20 protein-coding genes and 1 riboswitch are annotated in these 19713 nt (G+C 37.3%); of the genes, 15 read left to right on the top strand and 5 right to left on the bottom strand.

Annotated elements, in window-relative coordinates:
• The first annotated feature begins 65 nt into the window (after positions 1 to 65).
• The 3 genes from KDN24_RS22990 (at position 66) to KDN24_RS22980 (ending at position 5210) form a co-directional block, all read left to right on the top strand.
• On the top strand, positions 66 to 1631 hold the full coding sequence (locus KDN24_RS22990; RefSeq protein WP_409973922.1) for an ABC transporter substrate-binding protein: 1566 nt from the start codon (positions 66 to 68) through the stop codon (positions 1629 to 1631).
• Between the two features lie 56 nt (positions 1632 to 1687).
• Positions 1688 to 3091 (top strand): M14 family zinc carboxypeptidase, encoded by a 1404-nt coding sequence (locus tag KDN24_RS22985; protein ID WP_409973923.1) that lies wholly within the window; start codon positions 1688 to 1690, stop codon positions 3089 to 3091.
• 85 nt (positions 3092 to 3176) lie between these two features.
• A complete protein-coding gene (locus KDN24_RS22980) occupies positions 3177 to 5210 on the top strand; it encodes a prolyl oligopeptidase family serine peptidase (RefSeq protein ID WP_409973924.1) in 2034 nt (677 codons plus the stop codon).
• 132 nt (positions 5211 to 5342) lie between these two features.
• Here KDN24_RS22980 and KDN24_RS22975 read toward each other — a convergent pair whose 3' ends face one another.
• Together KDN24_RS22975 and KDN24_RS22970 are read right to left on the bottom strand one after the other, a co-directional pair.
• Positions 5343 to 5471 (bottom strand): hypothetical protein, encoded by a 129-nt coding sequence (locus KDN24_RS22975; protein ID WP_491348183.1) that lies wholly within the window; start codon positions 5469 to 5471, stop codon positions 5343 to 5345.
• A 17-nt stretch (positions 5472 to 5488) separates the two neighbouring features.
• Positions 5489 to 5725: a PLC family EF-hand domain-containing protein gene (locus tag KDN24_RS22970; RefSeq protein ID WP_491348182.1), complete on the bottom strand. Its 237-nt coding sequence runs from the start codon at positions 5723 to 5725 to the stop codon at positions 5489 to 5491.
• A 132-nt stretch (positions 5726 to 5857) separates the two neighbouring features.
• Here KDN24_RS22970 and KDN24_RS22965 point away from each other — a divergent pair, with 132 nt between their 5' ends.
• The 10 genes from KDN24_RS22965 to ribH all read left to right on the top strand — a co-directional run bounded on the left by KDN24_RS22965 (position 5858) and on the right by ribH (position 16045).
• Positions 5858 to 6556, top strand: coding sequence for a response regulator transcription factor (locus tag KDN24_RS22965; protein WP_409974329.1), 699 nt, complete (start codon positions 5858 to 5860; stop codon positions 6554 to 6556).
• The gene (locus tag KDN24_RS22960) at positions 6549 to 7922 is read left to right on the top strand and encodes an ATP-binding protein (protein WP_409973926.1); all 1374 of its coding nucleotides are present in this window, start codon (positions 6549 to 6551) and stop codon (positions 7920 to 7922) included. Before KDN24_RS22965 ends, KDN24_RS22960 begins: the two co-directional genes overlap by 8 nt.
• A gap of 279 nt (positions 7923 to 8201) precedes the next feature.
• A complete protein-coding gene (locus tag KDN24_RS22955) occupies positions 8202 to 8885 on the top strand; it encodes a GDSL-type esterase/lipase family protein (protein ID WP_409973927.1) in 684 nt (227 codons plus the stop codon).
• 35 nt (positions 8886 to 8920) lie between these two features.
• The gene (locus KDN24_RS22950; protein WP_409973928.1) at positions 8921 to 10327 is read left to right on the top strand and encodes an MBOAT family O-acyltransferase; all 1407 of its coding nucleotides are present in this window, start codon (positions 8921 to 8923) and stop codon (positions 10325 to 10327) included.
• Positions 10328 to 10339: 12 nt separating this feature from the next.
• Positions 10340 to 11479, top strand: a complete 1140-nt coding sequence (locus KDN24_RS22945) for a DHHW family protein (protein ID WP_409973929.1) — start codon at positions 10340 to 10342, stop codon at positions 11477 to 11479.
• A 4-nt stretch (positions 11480 to 11483) separates the two neighbouring features.
• Complete coding sequence (locus KDN24_RS22940) at positions 11484 to 11978, top strand: DUF4358 domain-containing protein (protein ID WP_409973930.1); 495 nt, start codon at positions 11484 to 11486, stop codon at positions 11976 to 11978.
• An 83-nt stretch (positions 11979 to 12061) separates the two neighbouring features.
• Positions 12062 to 12211: riboswitch (FMN riboswitch) on the top strand.
• A gap of 123 nt (positions 12212 to 12334) precedes the next feature.
• Positions 12335 to 13432 (top strand): bifunctional diaminohydroxyphosphoribosylaminopyrimidine deaminase/5-amino-6-(5-phosphoribosylamino)uracil reductase RibD, encoded by a 1098-nt coding sequence (ribD, locus tag KDN24_RS22935; protein WP_409973931.1) that lies wholly within the window; start codon positions 12335 to 12337, stop codon positions 13430 to 13432.
• Positions 13433 to 13434: 2 nt separating this feature from the next.
• Positions 13435 to 14091, top strand: coding sequence for a riboflavin synthase (gene ribE / locus KDN24_RS22930; RefSeq protein ID WP_409973932.1), 657 nt, complete (start codon positions 13435 to 13437; stop codon positions 14089 to 14091).
• Positions 14092 to 14368: 277 nt separating this feature from the next.
• Positions 14369 to 15562, top strand: coding sequence for a bifunctional 3,4-dihydroxy-2-butanone-4-phosphate synthase/GTP cyclohydrolase II (locus tag KDN24_RS22925; protein WP_409973933.1), 1194 nt, complete (start codon positions 14369 to 14371; stop codon positions 15560 to 15562).
• A 15-nt stretch (positions 15563 to 15577) separates the two neighbouring features.
• On the top strand, positions 15578 to 16045 hold the full coding sequence (gene ribH, locus KDN24_RS22920; RefSeq protein WP_409973934.1) for a 6,7-dimethyl-8-ribityllumazine synthase: 468 nt from the start codon (positions 15578 to 15580) through the stop codon (positions 16043 to 16045).
• A gap of 285 nt (positions 16046 to 16330) precedes the next feature.
• Here ribH and KDN24_RS22915 read toward each other — a convergent pair whose 3' ends face one another.
• Positions 16331 to 16876, bottom strand: coding sequence for a DUF1697 domain-containing protein (locus KDN24_RS22915; protein ID WP_409973935.1), 546 nt, complete (start codon positions 16874 to 16876; stop codon positions 16331 to 16333).
• 224 nt (positions 16877 to 17100) lie between these two features.
• Between KDN24_RS22915 and KDN24_RS22910 the strand changes: the two genes are divergently transcribed.
• Both KDN24_RS22910 and KDN24_RS22905 read left to right on the top strand, forming a co-directional pair.
• Complete coding sequence (locus KDN24_RS22910; protein ID WP_409973936.1) at positions 17101 to 17715, top strand: TetR/AcrR family transcriptional regulator; 615 nt, start codon at positions 17101 to 17103, stop codon at positions 17713 to 17715.
• Positions 17716 to 18516 carry an alpha/beta fold hydrolase gene (locus KDN24_RS22905; protein ID WP_491348181.1) on the top strand — a complete coding sequence of 267 codons (801 nt, stop codon included), beginning with the start codon at positions 17716 to 17718 and terminating at the stop codon, positions 18514 to 18516. It abuts the gene before it with no gap.
• Between the two features lie 161 nt (positions 18517 to 18677).
• Here the strand turns inward: KDN24_RS22905 and KDN24_RS22900 are convergent, their stop codons facing one another.
• Both KDN24_RS22900 and KDN24_RS22895 read right to left on the bottom strand, forming a co-directional pair.
• Positions 18678 to 19292: a DUF2306 domain-containing protein gene (locus KDN24_RS22900; RefSeq protein ID WP_409973938.1), complete on the bottom strand. Its 615-nt coding sequence runs from the start codon at positions 19290 to 19292 to the stop codon at positions 18678 to 18680.
• Positions 19293 to 19313: 21 nt separating this feature from the next.
• The gene (locus KDN24_RS22895) at positions 19314 to 19556 is read right to left on the bottom strand and encodes a hypothetical protein (RefSeq protein WP_409973939.1); all 243 of its coding nucleotides are present in this window, start codon (positions 19554 to 19556) and stop codon (positions 19314 to 19316) included.
• Between the last annotated feature and the right edge of the window lie 157 nt (positions 19557 to 19713).

Genomic DNA, 19713 nt, shown 5'->3' with positions numbered 1-19713 from the left:
GAGAGGAAACCCGGAGGACTAGCTTGCTAGAACATTCCAAGTAAATTATGACGAGGAGAGATATTATGAAAGGGAAATTCTTTAGCCTAACATTAATACTAGCTTTCGTTTCCATACTCACCATTGGGTGCTCAGGTACTTCAACAGAAACAGGCTCTCAAAAAGAAAAAGTATTGATAGCTAGGGCAACTGGCGATCCCATGTCATTTAACCCTGATACAATAGCGGATGACAATGCGTATGCCATTGTGCAGAATCTCTATAACAGATTAGTTAAATTAGATGCATCCAAACAAATCATTCCTGATCTAGCAAAGGATTGGGAAGTAAGCGATGATGGGTTAGTTATTACTTTCAATTTGAAGGAAAACGCAAAATGGCATGATGGAAAGCCTGTGACGAGTAAAGATGTAAAATACACTTTTGACACGATAAAGGAAAATAAAACCTACTATTTCAGTACAAGACTTGAAATTATTAGTTCCATTGAAACTCCAGATGATCACACAGTCATTTTTAAAATGAATAACCCAGACGTTTCTTTTATTGCTGACCTTGGTTGGTATGCTACCTTTATTCTGCCTGAACATGTTTTTAATAATGGTGAGAAATGGGAGGATAATCCAGCCTCTAAAAATCCGATTGGTTCCGGTCCGTTTAAATTTTCCGAATTTAAGCAAGGGGTAAATGTTACCTTGCTACCTAATAAAGACTATCATGATGGAGCCCCAAAGCTTGATAAACTAGTTTTTTCCATCATCCCGGACGATCAAACGGCCATTCAGGCTCTAATTAATGGAGAGATTGATGTTTTTGACAATGTGCCATCGTCAAGTGTTGACCAATTGAATGCAAATGACAAAATAAGAATGGCATTAAATGAGTATCCTTCACCTGCCAGAATGATATTTAATCTGAATGATAAGGTATTGCAAGACGTCAATCTAAGAAAAGCAATTGCCACTGCAATAAATAAGGAGGAAATATCAAAAAAAGTTTACAATGGCGTCCAGAAACCGGAGTTCAATATGTATCCAGCCCTCATCGAATGGGTGTCCAACAGCGAGGGGACATCCCCACATTTTAGTATTGAAGAAGCGCGAAAAATCCTTGAGGATGCGGGATATAAGAAGAATGCAGACGGTTTCTATGTAACAGGTATTACGCTAGATGTATTTGAAGGAAGCGGGTATCCGGATATGGCTAACCTGATGAAAGCGACTTTAGCTGAGGCAGGCATCGGCATAGAGGTAAAGGTAAGTGAATTCAATGCATGGAGCCAAAAGGTTAGCGTTAATAGAGACTTTATGCTTGAACTTCAAGGTGGATTTATGGGTCCTGATCCCGCAGCTTTAGCTAAAAGGTTTGGTACTGGAGAAGGAAGCAACTACGGTGAATATAGCAATGCTCAGTTTGATGAATTAACAGCAAAAGGAGCTGCAACCGGAGATCAAGCGATGAGAGCCCAATATTATAAAGAAGCCCAGGCATTGTTAGCTAAGGATCTTCCTTATGTACCGATTGTTGCTTATGCAGGTTACGATGCCAATAATGCTGACTATGTAAACCTGCCGATTGATGGTGCTGGTAAATGGGGATGGGCAGAGTATACCTATACTGATATAAAATAATTAATACCTTTAGATAGAATGTTTATCCTTTGACCTAATATACGAGGAGGTAGGTTATGAAAAAAATATTTGATGAGGTAATCAACCAAATTCCTGATTATAAAGAATTTTTAACTGTTGAAGAGATGGATGCAAGCAGTCGCAAACTGGCTGAAGAGTTTCCGGATGTAGTAGACCTGTTTGAAATGGGGAGAACGAGAGAAAACCACCCTCTCTATTGTTTGAAAATTGGAAATGGTTCAAATAATGCGCTTATGTTCGGATTGCCTCATCCAAATGAACCTATTGGGGCAATGATGTTGGAGTATTTTACAAGGGAGCTTGCGAGCAATGATGCCTTGCGGGAAGAGTTGGATTATACTTGGTACGTCATAAAGGCATGGGATGCAGACGGTACAAAGCTGAATGAAAAATGGTTTAAAGGACCATTTACCCTATATCAATACTCGCGGAACTTTTTCAGACCTGCTGGACATCAGCAAGTAGACTGGACTTTCCCAATTGATTATAAAAATTTGCATTTTAGTAAAGCTATTCCTGAAACCGAAGCGATGATGAATCTTATTGATGAGATAAAACCAAAGTTCATCTATTCACTGCATAATGCTGGTTTTGGTGGTGCGTACTGGTATATTACGAGCGAAACTCGCGAAATCTACGATGATATGAGGAATGCAGCAACAAAACAAGGGGTTCCACTCAGCTTGGGAGAACCAGAAGCACCTTACTGTGTAACATATGATCCTGCTATTTATCAAAGTTTAGGAATTCGCCAAAATTATGACTATTTGGAAGAGTACGGCATTGAAAATCCTGAGAAGAGTCTAAATGTTGGTACGTGTAGCGCCGACTACGCGAAGGAAAAGTGGGGATCGTTTACCTTGTTGACTGAATTGCCTTATTTCTATGATGAAAGAATCAAAGATTTGACGGAATCGGATTTAAGTAGAAAGGATGCTGTCTTGCAGAGTCTTGATTTTACAGAAGAGGCAGATGAATTTATCATAAAAACGCTAAATAAAATCAAAGATTTTACAGATGAACGGAATCCTTTCCGATTAGCATTGGAGGCATTTACCGACAATAAGGAAAGCAACGCCGCTACGAGAACAATGGTTTCGGTAAATCCTGATTTCTCTAAGACTGCGACAGTTGCAGAGAAGTTTGACAATCTATTAGTCACAAAGTTTTATAAAATGCTCTCCTATGGCTTATTGGTAAGGGCAAGTGAAACCGAATTAACAAAGATGGCAGAGAATAACGAAGATAATCAGAATAAAAAAGATACTTTGAAAGAGTCGTTTGACAGCGCACTTGAAAAATTAAAAGAACTTAGTGAAGAATTGGAAGAGAAAATAAATTATCAGGTTGTACCTATTAAAAATCTCGTTGCTATACAGTTGGAATGTGGGCTTTTAGTTGCAGATTATTTGCAAAAGAAAAAAGTTCATAGCATATAGAAATTAGATGGTCCGTTGCTTATCTGTATTTTATGCAGACGGGCTGCGGGCCATTATTTAATAAAAAGTGAAAGAGGTATAAATAATGAAAATAAAATATCCTCATACAAAAAAAGTTGAATTTAGCGAGATTTACCATGGAACAACCTTGTCTGATCCCTTTGTTTGGCTTGAAAATGCAAAGGACCCAGAGGTATTAGAATGGGTCGAACAACAAAATAGGTTTACTGAAAACTATTTTGCTACTTCAATTAAGGATGATGTTCAAGGACTTCAAAAGACGCTACGTGAAAAAGTAATAAGAACTGAATATTTTGGTGAATATGAGCTAGGAGATAAAATTTTTGCTGGCAAAATGAATGGGAAAGGGGAAATGTCTGCAGTTATTTTAGACTTAGAATATAATGAACTTGATATTATTGCCAATGGTAATATGTTTGACAATAAATTTAATATTTATGATGTAAGCCCCTCACCAAATGACAATGGACTATGCATTGTTTCTGCAAATCCTCATGGTGCAGCACGTCCATCTGCATTGATTTACAACTATCAAACAAAGGAATTGTTTAAGCAAATAGATAACTGCTTTTCTGCTGTCTGGTCGGGCGATGGGGAAACAATGTACTTCTCTGATGCGGAGGTTGACCATGAGAAAGGAATAAATATAAATTATATTAAGACGTATAATTGGAAAACAGATGTGACAGAAACAGTATTCATTTATTACGAAAATTCTCCTTTTATCATGCTAAAGGCCTCTAGGGATGGCAAATACATATTTGCCCAAATATGTACTGATTATGTAAACAGTAAGCTTATAATGATCGAAGCTGATAAAAAGGAAGCACGCCTCTTAACCGGAAATATAGTGGGTGGTTTTGAATATATAGGCACAACAAATCATTACCATTATGTTGTTTCAAACGATAACTCCCCTTTTGGTAAAATCATTGCTATTGATGCGAGCGGCGGAACCTATGAAAATGCAAAAATCGTAATCCCGGAATGTGGAAAGATTATTCAAGGTGCAATAGCGGAAGATGAAAAAATAATCGTTTCCTATATGAACGACGTTGTTTCAGAGTTAGCTGTTTTTGATTATCAAGGTGAGTGGATTAAAAATTTAACTTTACCATCTGAAATGGGGACAGTAGCCGGAATAGGAGGATTTAATTCAACAGTAGTTTCACCGTCAGGCATCATATATTTTGGCTTTGAATCCTTCTTAATCCCACCTAGTAGACTTAAATATAATTTAAAAACGGATGAACTTAAAACAGCATTTGTAACAGAGGAAGCAGATGTAAAAGACGATATTACTGTTACAAGAGAGTTTATTGTAGTCCGTGATGGGACTAGGGTTCCTGCCTTCATTGTTCATAAAAAGGATATCGATTTGGATGGTAATAACCCCACCTTAATGTATGGCTATGGTGGTTATAATCATGCTATGCCTCCGTCCTTTGCAAACTTTTTCATAGGGATGGATATTCATGAATGGGTGGAAAAGGGACTTGTCTATGTCAATTGCAACATACGCGGGGGAAATGAGTATGGTACCCAATGGCACAGGGAAGGGAATTTAGAAAACAAGAAAAACGTATTTTTTGACTTTATTGATATAACAGAATGGTTAATTGAGAAAGGATGGACTAACCCCAAGAAAATTGCAATTTGTGGTGGATCGAATGGGGGATTATTAATGACAGCCTTGACCACACTCCGCCCTGACCTTTGGGGGGCAGTTATTGCATCAGTTCCTCATACAGATATGATAAGATTTAAAAATGACGATAGAGGTCCTATGTATATAACGGAGTATGGTGATCCAATGGATAAAGAGCTATTTGATTACATGCTTTCCTATTCACCATACCACAATATAAAACCAGCCAAGTATCCAGCAATATATTTACAAACAGGTGAATTTGACAATAATGTCCCTCCTTATCATGCGAAAAAATTTGCTGCAAAAATGCAGGAGTTGAATCAGAGTGAGAATCCAATCCTTCTTCGCGTTATTGCGGAGGGTTCCCATGATAGAGGGAAGGGGGAGGAAATGTTTAAGACATTTGCTGAGATGCAGACATTTATAGCAACGGCACTTAAACTCTAGATATTCTTATGATGTCCAATACAGCTAGCCCAACGTTATCATTAAATAAAGTTGGGCTAGTTTTTTTGTTAAACGAAAAAGATAAAGGATTGGTAGAGACCAATCCTTTAATAAGGGGGGATAATAATCAAATCAATTCTTATCCTTTGCCTGCAATGCAAGCTTGACGGCAAAGTACACTACAAATCCTATAACGACAAGGTTTATTAGCCATCCAAAAAGACCATAACCCATCATTCCAAATCCAGGTACTCCCATCATCTCGTTTCACCTCATGGTTAGAATTTATTCATCATACCTTGTGGGCTACCATTTTCCATAATCCCGCCTTCTCCATGGCATGCCTGGTACATATCTTGTAGCTCTTTGTCGTTGAAGTTCGGATGCATTTTCTGCATATACGGCTTCATTTCTTCAAAGTTCAAAAATCCATTCCCAGTTCCTTGTGCAAATGCATAAGTTCCTGCTCCTAAAATAAATGTTGTGCTTAAAATTCCGATAGCTAATTTTTTCATTCTATTTCCTCTCCCTTCTTGGTTCTAGAATAAACTGAATAAATGGAGATATGATGGAGAACTTATGTGGAAGTTATGGAGATTGATTTATTAATTTCTAAAAGTGATAAACTACGAATTGAGGTGATAATAGTGATTAAGATCCTTTTAGTCGATGATGAGCCGATGATTACAGAAATTCTTCAAGCTTATTTCAATAAAGCAGGATACAGTGTGATAATAGCTGAGAACGGAATAGAAGCATTGAGAAAAGCAAGGAATGACAACCCAGATCTTATTGTACTTGACTTGATGCTTCCGGATATTTCTGGTCAAGAAGTCTGTAGCCTAATTAGGAAAGATAATGATGTACCGATCATTATGTTAACAGCAAGGTCTGCTGAGGAAGATAGAATCAATGGGATTTTAATAGGGGCAGATGATTATGTAATAAAACCCTTTAGTCCGAGAGAAGTAGTTGTGAGAGCACAAGCCATTTTAAGGAGAGTTAATAAGGATGGAACTACCAAGCACATGGCTTTTAATAATGGCAAGCTTGTTCTAGATTTTTTTAAGAAAGAAGTAAAGGTTGATGGAAATATTATTGCGTTAACACCTATTGAATATAAGCTTCTTACGAATTTCGTTCATTATCCTGGTCGTGTGTATAGTCGTGCGGATTTACTTGCAAAAGTACAGGAAGATGGAACTTTTTTTGAAGGGTATGAACGAAATATTGATACTCATATAAAAAACTTAAGGAAAAAGATTGAAGATGATACAAGACATCCTAATTTTATTTTAACAGTATTTGGTATGGGATATAAATTCGGAGGAAAAATGGATGTTTAAGACATTGCGCTTTAGAATTCTTTTTTACATTCTCTTAGTTTCATTAAGTGGAATCGTCTTTGTAAGCCTATCGATTCAATGGGGTTTTGAATCTAGTTTTGTGAATTATCTCAATCAGGATCGAGAAAAAAAGATTAATCGCATTAAACAAGAAATAGTGGCTGAATATAAAAAGACTGGGGAATTCAAGAATAATCAGATTTTTAACTATATGCATGAACAGGCTATGATAGAGAAATTATTTTATAAGGTGTTTGATATTGAAGGGGGGTTACAGGTTGATTCTACATCAATGATTAACATGATGGAACAAATGGGGATGCAGCCTAGCAATCAAGATAAAAAGTTACATTCTACTTTATATCCAATAATGATCGATAATAAAAAAATTGGAACGATCGAAGCTTTTTATCCACTAGGAATGGTTGATGAAGAATTTGTTTTTTTAGAAACAATCAAGCGTTATATTATTGTAGCAGTGGGATTAACAATTGTTCTCTCATTGTTGTTTAGTATTTTATTTTCTAAAAAGCTTACTTCAGGGTTTAATCGTCTTTCGCAAGCAGTTAAAGAAATTCAGAATCATAATTTGAACGTACGAGTACCAGTGGAAAATCTATCGGAAGAGATGAAATTACTCGGAACATCTTTTAATAATTTAGCTGAATCTCTATCTAGAGAAGAGTTATTAAGAAAACAATTTACAGGAGATCTTGCACATGAGCTTAGGACACCTCTAGCAACCTTAAGAAGTCAAATTGAAGCCTATCAGGATGGAGTTTGGGAACCCACTCAAAAAAGACTTCAACAAAGTCATGATGAATTGATGAGATTGGTCAGGCTTGTGAACGAATTAGAGAAACTTTTGTCTGCTGAAAATCCTCAAATACAATTACATAAAACTGAAATTGAGACGGGAAAAATACTTGCTTTAATCGAAAATCAATTTAAGCCATCTTTCAACAAAAGAGGTGTAAAATTAAATATTAAAAAGACAGATAAAGAGTATTATTTATGTGCAGATCATGATCGATTAATTCAAATTTTAACGAATATCATTCAAAATGCATTAAATTATACTCCTTCAGGAAAAAGTGTAACGGTTTCAATTAAAGAAATGGAGCATTATGTCGGGTTTATTATTAAAGACGAGGGTATCGGCATAGCGAAAGAGGACCTACCATTTATCTTTCATCGTTTTTACCGTGGTGACAAATCAAGAGCACGTAAAACAGGGGGAATAGGAATCGGGCTGTCTATTGTAAAAGCCTTAGTTGATGCTCACGATGCTATTATAAAAATTGATAGTACTCAGAATGCTGGGACAACAGTTTCAATTCTTTTTCAAAAAGGAACAAATATATAGTTAGTTTTGGGGAGCTGTCCTCGCAGGTCTTTTTCTGACCTGCGAGGGACAGCTCCTTTTTATTTGCCGTAGCAAACCTAATTCTATATGACAATTTGATATAATCTGCACCTTATCTTTATCTCTAGCAATTACACTGTTTTTCAGGTGGAGGAGAGAACGTATGACTCGATCGAAAGAAGAGAATGGAATGCTCACGAAAGCTGTCCGATACCGGATGGCAAGCTCTATTCTGGCCGGAATTAAGAAAGCTCTAAAAATTAAATGAAAGAGAGAAACATGATCATGAAGAAAATAGTTACGACATTACTGCTTGGGGGTATGACACTTGCCTTGGCAGCATGCGGAAATGAATCCGCAAGTTCGAACCCGCAGCAACCTAACCCCCAAGCCGAAGAACAGGCAACCGAATCAAAAGGCTCAGCGGAAACTGCTTATCAAGCACTTTTCCGGACTAGCGTATTTTTTGGAGATTCCATTACAGAGGGTTTATCCTTTCATGATGTACTTGAAGAGGAGAATGTTCTGGCCGGCGCAGGAAAAACGGCGGAATTTGCACTGGAAGATATTGATGAGTTGATCAAGCGGGACCCGGAACATATCTTTATCCAATTGGGTTCAGATGACATTTTGTGGCCTGTGGATAATCCCAAAGACTATTCTATGAAAAACTATGAGAAGCTGATCGGTACGATCAAGGAAAAACTTCCGCAAGCAAAAATTACACTTTTAACGGTCACTCCAGTGACGGTGGAAGCGGAAAAGCTGGAACCGAGATACAAAAATATCAATGATTATAACCAAGGCTTAAAAGAGCAATCGGAGAAGAAAAATATTGGATTTGTTGATTTGTCCCCGATATTTTCAAACGGCTCAGATGATCTGTACGACTCGGACGGAATTCATTTTAAACCGGAGTTTTACAAAAGAATGCTGGATTTGCTGAAAGAGCAAGTGGAATAGGAGACAAATGGAACAGCCATTTGGGGGTGTAAATATTGGTCTTTAGCAGTTTACTATTTCTGTTCTTCTTTCTACCAATTACCGTTCTAATCTATTACATATCTCCAATGAATTTTCGGAATGCTATCCTGCTTGTCGTCAGCCTGATCTTTTATGCATGGGGTGAGCCGCTATACATTTTCATCATGATATTTTCCACTGTCTTCGATTATATCAACGGGCTGCTGATCGATAAGTATAGACATCGAAAGTTGATTGTTAGATCAATCTTTATCGGTTCGATGGCCGGTAGTCTGGGCATTCTCGGATTTTTCAAATATGCCAATTTTGTGGTGGACAATATTAATCAGGTGTTTCAACTAAATATCCAAGTGGCCGATCTGCCACTACCAGTGGGTATATCCTTTTATACGTTTCAAACGATGTCTTATGTCATTGACGTCTACTTGGATAAAGTACCAGTGCAAAAGAATATCATCTCTTTTGGGGCATACGTAGCCATGTTCCCACAGCTTGTTGCCGGTCCCATTGTTAAATACGGCTACATCGCGGGGCAGCTTGTTTCCCGTAAGGTGTCGCTGGACCGTTTTGGTGAAGGTGCAGAGCTGTTCATCAGAGGACTTGCCAAAAAAGTGCTGCTAGCCAACAATATTGGATTATTGTGGGCAAGTGTTAAAGCGACACAGATTGAGGAATTGAGCGTACTATCCGCCTGGCTCGGCATTATCGCATTTACATTGCAAATCTATTTTGATTTCAGCGGTTATTCTGATATGGCTCGCGGGCTAGGCAAAATGTTCGGGTTTGATTTCATGGAAAACTTTCGTTATCCCTATATCTCCAAAAGTGTAACAGAATTTTGGCGTAGATGGCATATTTCGCTCGGCAGCTGGTTTCGGGAATACGTTTATATACCGTTTGGCGGCAATAGGTCAGGGCTCATGAAGCAGCTCCGGAACTTATTGGTTGTCTGGTTTTTAACGGGCTTATGGCATGGGGCCAGCTGGAATTTTATCGTGTGGGGCTTGTATTTTGGTTTCTTTGTGATGATTGAGAAACTATTTCTCTTGCAAAGTCTTGGACGCAGACCCGCTTTTGTCGGCCATGTTTACACCCTTATGGTCGTTATAATCGGCTGGGTTTTGTTTGAAGTGGAGAATCTGACTTCTGCTTGGCGTTTCATCAGTGTGATGTTTGGTTTTGGCGGGAATGGTTTTGCGGATCAGCAGGCGCTCTATGATTTGTCTACGAATATTGTATTGTTTTTTGTATTAGCCATCTGTGCAACTCCGCTTCCGGGAAAGATGTTATCTTGCATGAAGGAAAAATGGAGAATTGCCGGCGTGATAACTATTCCACTTGTTTATTTACTATTCATGTTCCTATCGACGGCATATTTAGTCAATGAAACATACAATCCGTTTTTATACTTTCGATTTTAAAAGGGGACAGCCATGGAAAATTACAAAAAAATCATAAAAAAATCGCTGGCCTTACTACTGCTTCTATTTATAAGCGTAGTCGCAGTTTTTAATCTTTCGTCGACGGATCGTTCATTTTCCGAGTCGGAAAACCGGATACTGGAGCAGTTGCCGCCATTCTCGCTGAAAGCATTGCTGTCAGGAGATTTCACTGTTGATTTCGAAAAATATGTGTCCGACCAATTTATTTTCAGAGACTTTTGGATCGGAGCAAAAAACGATACGGACCGACTTATGGGGAAAAAGGAGAGTAATGGAATTTACCTGGGGAATAACGGGTATCTGATTCAGGAATTTAATCCCCCAACGAAAGAGGATTTGAAGGAAAAGATTGATGCCATTCATGCATTTAACCAAGCCACACCTGAATTACAAAAATACATGATGCTTGTGCCAACGGCAGCAGCTCTATATAAAGACAAGCTCCCGAAATATGCTATCATCGGCGATCAAGAAACATATCTGAAAAAAGTACAGCAAATGCTGCAACCCAATATTCGTTTTATTGATGTTTTTCCAAGTTTATATGCTGAGAGCAATCAACCTATATTTTATAAGACCGATCATCATTGGACGACCCAAGGCGCTTATGTTGCTTACCTTGAGCTTTGCAGACAAATGGGGCTGACACCGCAGACTGAGGAAGAGTTTAATATTAAGCAAGTAGCCGCTGAATTTTACGGCTCACTATATTCAAAAAGCGGTTTCAAACATGTACGGCCCGATCGTATGAAGCTGTATTTGCCAAAGGATCAAAAGAAATATACCGTAACATATGTTGATGAAGGGAAGACAACGGATTCATTGTATGAGATGGAGCAGCTACAAAGGAAGGATAAATATGCGGTGTTTCTTAACGGTAACCATGCGCTTATCCAAATTAAGACGGCTAATACGTCAGGGAGAAAACTGCTGGTTGTCAAAGATTCGTACGCAAACAGCCTCATTCCTTTCTTATTAAATCATTTTAGCGAAATTAATGTAGTAGACCTTCGGTATTATGAGGAAGATTTGGTGACGTTCGTGAATGAACACGGTATTCAGGATATGCTATTGCTTTATAATGCGAATACGTTTTTTGAGGACCCATTTATAAAAAATTTAACGGAGTGATCAAATGAAAAAACACTGGAAAGGGAAGAGCAGTTTTTACCCGCTTCTGTTTGCATTAGTTATCGTGATTGGCGTTTTGTCCGGTTGCTCGGGCAAGGATGTCAAGATACCAGCTCAATTGTCGGCCATCGAAATCGGAAAAAGTATCGAACAGGGAGTGAGTCTAAAGGAAATGAAAAAGGGGGATCTGAATAAGCTTCAGAAAATGTATAAGATGGATGCAGTCGACGTGGATGATTTTATTCTTTATACGTCTGCATCAAATGTAAAGGCTGACGAATTGGCCGTTATCAAGCTAAAGGATGAGAGTCAGGCAGAAAGTGTCAAAGAGAATATTGAGCAACGAATCGAAGCACAGAAAATGAAATTCAAGGACTATCGCCCAGATGAATATTTTCTTGTCGAAAATCATGTGTTAAAAACGAAGGGGCCATTTGTCTTCTTCGCGGTTTCTAAAGAGGCCGATTCAATGGAACGTGCGTTTGATGGTGCATTTTAACGAAGCATAATCTACTAATTTCTATAAATCTATAATGCTTGTAGTAATTTATTTAATCTGCTATTCTTTTTATAATTCAATAGGATTTCCTTCGGGGTCGGGTGCAATTCCCAACCGGCGGTGATGAGGTATGTGTACCTCTTAGTCCGTGACCCGGGTTCATGAATATGAAAACGGTGGATTTGGTGAAATTCCAAAGCCGACAGTAAAAGTCTGGATGGGAGAAGGAATATAAATTGTTCAAAAATGCTCATTTGGACATTTATTTGTGCTGCCTATTTCTCCCTTACTACTATTAGTAAGGGATTTTTTGTTTCAATGGAGAATCTATAAAGAAAGGGGCTACCTTATTTTAGATGAACGATTGTGAATATATGAACTTAGCCATTTCATTAGCGCGCGCTACTATGGGCCAAACAAGCCCGAACCCAAGCGTTGGTGCTGTGTTAGTGAAGGATGGGAGATTAGTTGGGACAGGTGCCCATTTTAAAGCAGGTACTCCCCATGCAGAAGTTCATGCTATTAGAGCTGCTACAGGCATTGCCAAGGATGCCATTATGTATGTCACACTTGAGCCCTGTAGCCACCATGGGAAAACACCTCCTTGTGCTGACCTTATATTAGAGACAGGCATTAAAAAGGTTTTCGTAGCAACTCTAGACCCAAATCCTCTTGTTGCAGGCAAAGGCATTGAAAAGCTTAGAAATGCAGGAATTGAGGTCGATGTTGGCCTATGTAGAGAAGAAGCTCTGCAGGTCAACGAAAAGTTTTTTCACTTTATTCAAACAAAAACTCCATTTGTTACCATAAAAGCAGGCATTTCATTAGATGGAAAAACAGCAGCTAAATCAGGTGATAGTAAGTGGATTACCTCACCTGAATCACGACAAGATGTGCATAATCTTCGTCATGAGCATGACGGAATATTAGTAGGAATCAACACAATCTTACAAGATAATCCCCTTTTAACCACCAGAAGACCCCAAGGTGGAAAAAATCCCATTCGAATTGTTTTAGACACGGAATTAAAGATTCCAATTTCTTCAAATGTTATTCAAGATCGCTCTACTAAGACAATCATTTTTACAGGAGATCAGTTCAATATTAATCGAAAAAAAGAACTTGAGAGCCTCGGTGTAACCGTTATTTCACAAGGGAGATCTACTATTTCCGTAAAGGAAGTTTTAGATACTTTAGGCGAACATAAGATAATGTCCGTATTAGTAGAGGGAGGTTCAGAAATCCACGCTTCATTTATTGAAGAAGATGCTTTTCAGCAAATTATAACGTATATTGCTCCAAAAATAATTGGTGGCAGGAATGCTATTCCTTTTATTGGTGGAGTTGGCACCGATCTCGTGAAGTTAGGGAAAAAACTTCATTTTTCAGCGGTGGAACAGTTGGGTCCAGATATTAAAATCACTGCAAAGCCTCTTAAAGAGGGAGGAGACTAATCTTGTTTACCGGAATAATTGAAGAGTTAGGGACGATTCAAAAAATACAATCTCAAGGGAGTACCATGGTCCTAACCATTCAAGGAAAGAAAGTTCTAGATGATTTAAAACTTGGAGACAGCATCGCCGTAAACGGTGTCTGTTTAACCGTAACAGAATACAACCATACTTCCTTTCTTGTTGATCTTATGCCTGAAACATTTCACAGTACATCATTGTCAGGGCTGCAGCAGGGCTCACAAGTTAATCTAGAACGAGCTATGAGTTCAAATGGCCGTTTTGGAGGACACTTTGTTTCTGGACATGTCGATGCTGTCGGACAAATTGTCAAAAGAGAATTAAAGGAAAATGCCATCTATTTTGACATTACTTTTCCTAGAGAATTCAACCATCTAATCTTGTATAAAGGGTCTATTGCCCTTGATGGAACATCATTAACGATATTCGGGATAAACAATGATCAAGTAACAGTGTCCATCATCCCACATACAACGAAAGAAAGTGTTCTTGGTAAAAAGAAGATAGGGGATAAGGTTAATATCGAGTTTGACATGATTGGAAAATACCTCTACTCCTTTCTTGATAAAAATAGACGGCAAAAGCAAGACGGCAGTATTTCTACGGATTTTCTAAAAGAGAATGGATTTATCGCAGATTAACGTGCTGTAAGACCCCACTTTAAGAAGAAGAGGGAACCTAAATTCTAAGAGGGGGATCTAACAGCCCGTAAATGCCCGATTAGTTCAACTAACAATCAGTGGGAGATGGAGGCCTTTAGAGGGACCAATAAGGCGAAGCGTTACTTGCACTTCCTGTGCTTCGGAAAAACCCCCACTGATTGAGTTTCACTTTATGTAGTCAGTCAAATTCATAATGATTCACTGTGAGATAAGAAAGTAAAAGACATCATTATGAAATGAAAGGGGTAACAGGCCTATGTTCCATAAAATAGAGGATGCACTGGAAGACTTAAAAGCAGGAAAGGTCATCATTGTTTGTGATGATGAGGATCGTGAAAATGAAGGAGATTTTGTAGGTCTGGGGGAATTTGCGACTCCAGAAATGATTAATTTCATGGCTAAGGAAGGTAGAGGACTGATTTGTGTTCCTATTGCAGAGTCAATAGCTGAAAGACTAGAACTTGAACCAATGGTGGAGGTCAACACAGACAGTCATGAAACAGCCTTTACAGTTAGTATTGACCATGTTGGAACAACAACAGGAATTAGTGCATTTGAACGAGCTTTGACTGTTCAAAAAATATTTGATGAAGACTCTCTTCCAAGTGATTTTAAAAGACCAGGACATATTTTTCCCCTTGTAGCAAAAGAAGGTGGTGTTCTACGCCGGAAAGGACATACGGAAGCAGCGATTGATTTGGCTAGACTAGCTGATTCAAAATTGACAGGTGTAATTTGTGAAATTATGAATGATGATGGAACGATGGCACGTATAGATGATTTAAAAAAGGTTGCAGAAAAAATCAATTTGAAAATGATTACGATTAAAGATCTTATTGAGTATCGGTTAGAGTACGATTCGCTAGTTAAGAGGGAAGTAGAAATCCAGCTCCCTACTGAATTTGGGGACTTTAGGGCAATCGGGTTTACTACTAGGAATGATGGCAAGGAGCATATAGCTCTTGTAAAAGGTGAGATTAATGAAGATGAGCCCATTCTTTTAAGAGTACATTCAGAATGTTTAACTGGAGATGTGTTTGGTTCTAATCGCTGTGATTGTGGTCCTCAGCTTCATGCCGCCCTTGCTCAAATTGAAGAGGAAGGACAGGGGATCTTGCTTTATATGAGACAAGAAGGAAGAGGAATTGGTTTGATAAATAAATTAAAAGCATACAAGCTCCAAGAAGAAGGTTATGATACCGTCGAAGCTAATCATAAGCTAGGATTTAAGGCAGATTTACGCGACTATAGTATTGGTGCCCAAATATTACGAAATCTTGGTGTTAGAAAGATGCGTTTATTAACAAATAATCCTCGAAAAATAGCCGGCCTTGCTGATTATGGCTTAGAGGTAGTTGAGCGAGTGCCCATTCAAATGACAACGAAAAAGGAAAATGAACATTATCTTAAAACAAAACAAGAAAAGCTTGGACATTTACTAACATTTTAATAGGAGTGGATGATGATGAAAAAAGTGCTTGAGGGGAATTTAATTGGTACAGGGTTGAAAATTGGAATTGTAGTTTCTCGTTTTAATGAGTTTATAACGAATAAATTACTTAGTGGAGCAGAGGATGCACTTAAAAGACATGGTGTCAACGAAGAGGATATTACAGTAATGTGGGTTCCTGGCGCTTTTGAAATTCCTCTTGCAGCGAAGAAATTAGCCGACCAAGGCGAGTTTAACTCAATAATTACACTAGGAACAGTAATTAGAGGCGCTACTCCTCACTTTGAATATGTTAGCAGTGAAGTGGCAAAAGGTGTGGCAAATTCAGGAATGCAAAGTGGAATACCGATCATCTTTGGTGTGCTAACAACAGACACAATTGAACAGGCGATAGAACGTGCAGGTACAAAAGCTGGAAATAAAGGTTACGAAGCTGCTGTAGGAGCTATTGAAATGGGTAATCTTTACAAAAACTTTAAGTAAACTTTTTTTGTTGCTGGGTTAACCTAGATAGTTCACTAGAAAACTAAAATTATCAAACTTAATAATCGAATAATAGGTGTTTTTTAACAACTAAATGGCATCATCAAAACCACCGGTCTAACCGGTGGTTTTCTCATCCCTATATAAGGGCATGAATTAGCCACATCTCAAGCTGCTTTGAATGATCTGCCAACCGCGGATTGTTTTTCAGGCTTCCCCTAAAGGGGACTATAAATTCATTCATACTTAATTGCTTACCTGCTATGTCCTCTTGAAGTAGATTTCTTAACTGTTTTGAGCTTGCATGAGTTCATATATCTTACGAGCGGTATTGACATTTCTTACCGTAACTTGTTTGTATACCTTTGATCCAATGATCTTTGACATTCCGCTTTTAGTTACATTTTCCTTTTCAACAGACCATAGAATCGCTCCAGGGACATATTTCACCGTGTCAATATTTGGTTTGATGACCAAATTCAATAGCACGGATTCATTATCAATTTCATCCCACAAAAACAGGACATCACTTTTCATGTCTTTGTCATTTTTCCATGTATCAGGAATAGCGTTAATAATTCCTCTAATATCATCGAAACTACGAACGACTACTTTAATTAGCAATCCAAAATCATTATGTATCGCTTCTTCCAAAATACATGATAGTTCAGTTTTTGAAGTGCCTTTGTATGAAAAAATAATATTACCTGTATTGATGTATGTTACCACATCATTCATTCCGACTCGTTCAAACGTTTGTTTAAGCAACTTCATGTCAATTTTATTTTTTCCACCTACATTAATCCCACGAAGAAGAGCGATATAAACCATAACTAACTATCCTCCTATCGATTTTTTACTTATTAATCCATTATATCTTATACTATACCAGCTGTACTATCCTGCTCCTGAAAGGAGATGATAGAGTTTTCGTATTTCTTAGATACTGATCAGAAATCAGTTTTTATAAATTGGGCCAAAACCCCTTCTCAAAATCGGTCAATCAGTATACTGTTTTATAAAACAATTAACCGATTTGGTCAATGAGGTAGAACATGAATAAACATTTTTTTGGACTTCCAGATCGAAAACAACGAAAAATTCTGAATTCGGGGTATAAGGTATTTTCAAGCAACACATATAAAAAAGCTTCGATGCAACTGATAGCTGATGAAGCAGGGATATCCAAATCTCTTTTGTTTCATTATTTTCACAATAAGCAAACTTTGTATGAATTTCTGTTTTTATCAGCAATTAGAATACTTCAAGACCAAGAAAATACCAAGATCTATACTAATGGGCAAGACTTTTTTGATTTGCTAGAATATGAACTTAATCTACGATTAAAGTTGATAGAGAGGTTTCCTTTTAAATACCGATTTTTGATGAGGGTTTATGATGAAAATAGCCTAATAAATAATAAAGAAGTAAATCGCATAATTTCAGAAAGTATAAAAAGAAGAAAAATGGAAGTGTTAAATTGTGTCGACAAGTCTAAGTTTCGTCATGAGGACGACTTAGAGATTCTCTATGAAATCATTATTGATTTATCAAACGGCTTTTATTTTCGAGTCTTTGATAATGGAAAGATGGAAAAAGAAGGAGCTTTAAATGAATTCCGTTTGTATTTAAAAAACTTAAAACACAATTATTATAGGAAGGAGAAGTAAATGTTTGAAAAAAATATACAATCCTCTAAAGGAACAGTCTATTACTGGACGAATGAAATGGTTACCCCACAGAAATTTGCTATTGTCTTTTGTCATGGATTAACAGCAGACCACACCCTTTTTGATAAACAAGTTGTCCATCTATCTGCTGAATATAAGTTGATAGCTTGGGATTATCCTTTACATGGAAAATCTAGACCCTATGAAGATTTTTCCTTCGCAAATGTAAATGAAGAGCTGTTAACTATACTCGAACAAGAAAATATAGAAAAAATAGTATTAGTAGGGCAGTCAGCAGGAGGTTATATTGCTCAGTCTTTTATTCATGAATATAAAGATAAAGTAATAGGTTTTGTAGGCATCGGCACAACGCCTTTTGGTAAAAGTTATTATAAGAAGTCGGAACTGTTTTGGATTAAACACTATTCTGCCATTGCCAAATTGTATCCCTATAGTTATTACTGTAAAGCAGGTGCTAAAGCTATTACGGTAACGGATGAAGCAAGGACAAGTATGTACAAAACATTAGTTAGTTTGGGCAAAAAAGATATGTTGAAGGCGGTTAGTGCGATTTATGGTGAGTTTTTGAAGATCGAAGATGAAGTTCAATTCAATTGTCCAATTCTGATTACTTATGGAGAATATGACAATACAGGTTATGTTAAAAAGTACTGTAATAGCTGGACAGAAAAGACAGGGTATTCATTGAAGGTTATTTCCAATGCTTCTCATAATGCAAATTATGATAACTATGAGGAATTTAATAAACTACTAATTTCTTTTGTTCAATCAATTATATAAAAAGGAGGTTATTTTAAGGAGATTTATCCTCTTTAATTGCCTTTTTCTATGAATTAGCGAAGTATATTTTCATTTTATAAAAATTGATTTAAAGAGAGACCGTCAGGAGAGACGGTCTCTCTAGTTATATAGGCTCCTGTTGTGGATGTATCATTTCCCTCTTATATGAATGCTCTTTTTCTAATTGTTATCTCTGCTATAAATAGATTAAGAATCCAACATAACCAGACTGCTATCGTATAGGCATTTCCATAGGAAAAATTCATTGCGTTATGAGCAATGGCTACAATTATATAAATAGTCATATTTGCAAAGGAAAGAAAGAAACTTCGAATAATCCATTTTCTGTGTAGGATTATTTTTTGTCTCTTGATATACCAATAACCAAGGATAGTTGTTCCAAGCCATAATGTATTTAAAATTAGGAACCCCAATGTACTTGGCCATCCCCCTGTTGCGGAGAAAGAGACATAGACTCCGGGAATGAAGTTTAAAATAATAGACAAGACATATAGTTGGCCGTTCCATCGGTGAAACTGGATAGATTTAATGCGAATTCTTTTTATCACCCCTAATGGGCCAGTGAGTAGCGAAATAATAGCCAGCAAAATATGAATACGAATCATTAATATCCAGAGGGATTTATCTGTCAGAATTAGAGCCTTTTTAGATATAAATTTTTCAAAAGTAGGATCAACCATAAAATTCTTAGAAAATGTATGAAATACCCACAGGATTGGGATGATTAAAATGGCAATTCGAATGAATTTTTTCATTAGCTCTTCCTCCATTGATGCTTAGGAAAAAAGACTGCGGTTAGTCATAATAAAGACAGCGGCAATTATGAATAAAAAGGTAATCCAGCTATATAATCTTAACTTTGATATATTTTCTACTAATTTCTTCTCAGGGTGTTCTGAAATAATAATCCTTTTTAGGTTTATATGCATCATTCCTATCGTGCCGCCAATCAGGACAAGCAGTACGATTGCAATACCTACCCATAGGATTGAAGGATAGGATGAATAAACAAAGAACATCCACCCTCCTGAAATCATCAAAAGCATTAATGCATAATGACCTGAACGCATAAAGCTCAAGAACGTTTTAAGTACTGTCTTTAATTCATTGCCCGTACGAGAAAAAATGATATAAATGATAAAAGGTAAGGAAAGGAAACTTCCCAAAAATAAAGCA

Source organism: Cytobacillus sp. Bva_UNVM-123 (genome assembly GCF_046351715.2).
Taxonomy (GTDB): Bacteria; Bacillota; Bacilli; order Bacillales; family Cytobacillaceae; genus Cytobacillus.
This window is presented reverse-complemented; position numbering and strand designations above follow the sequence as displayed.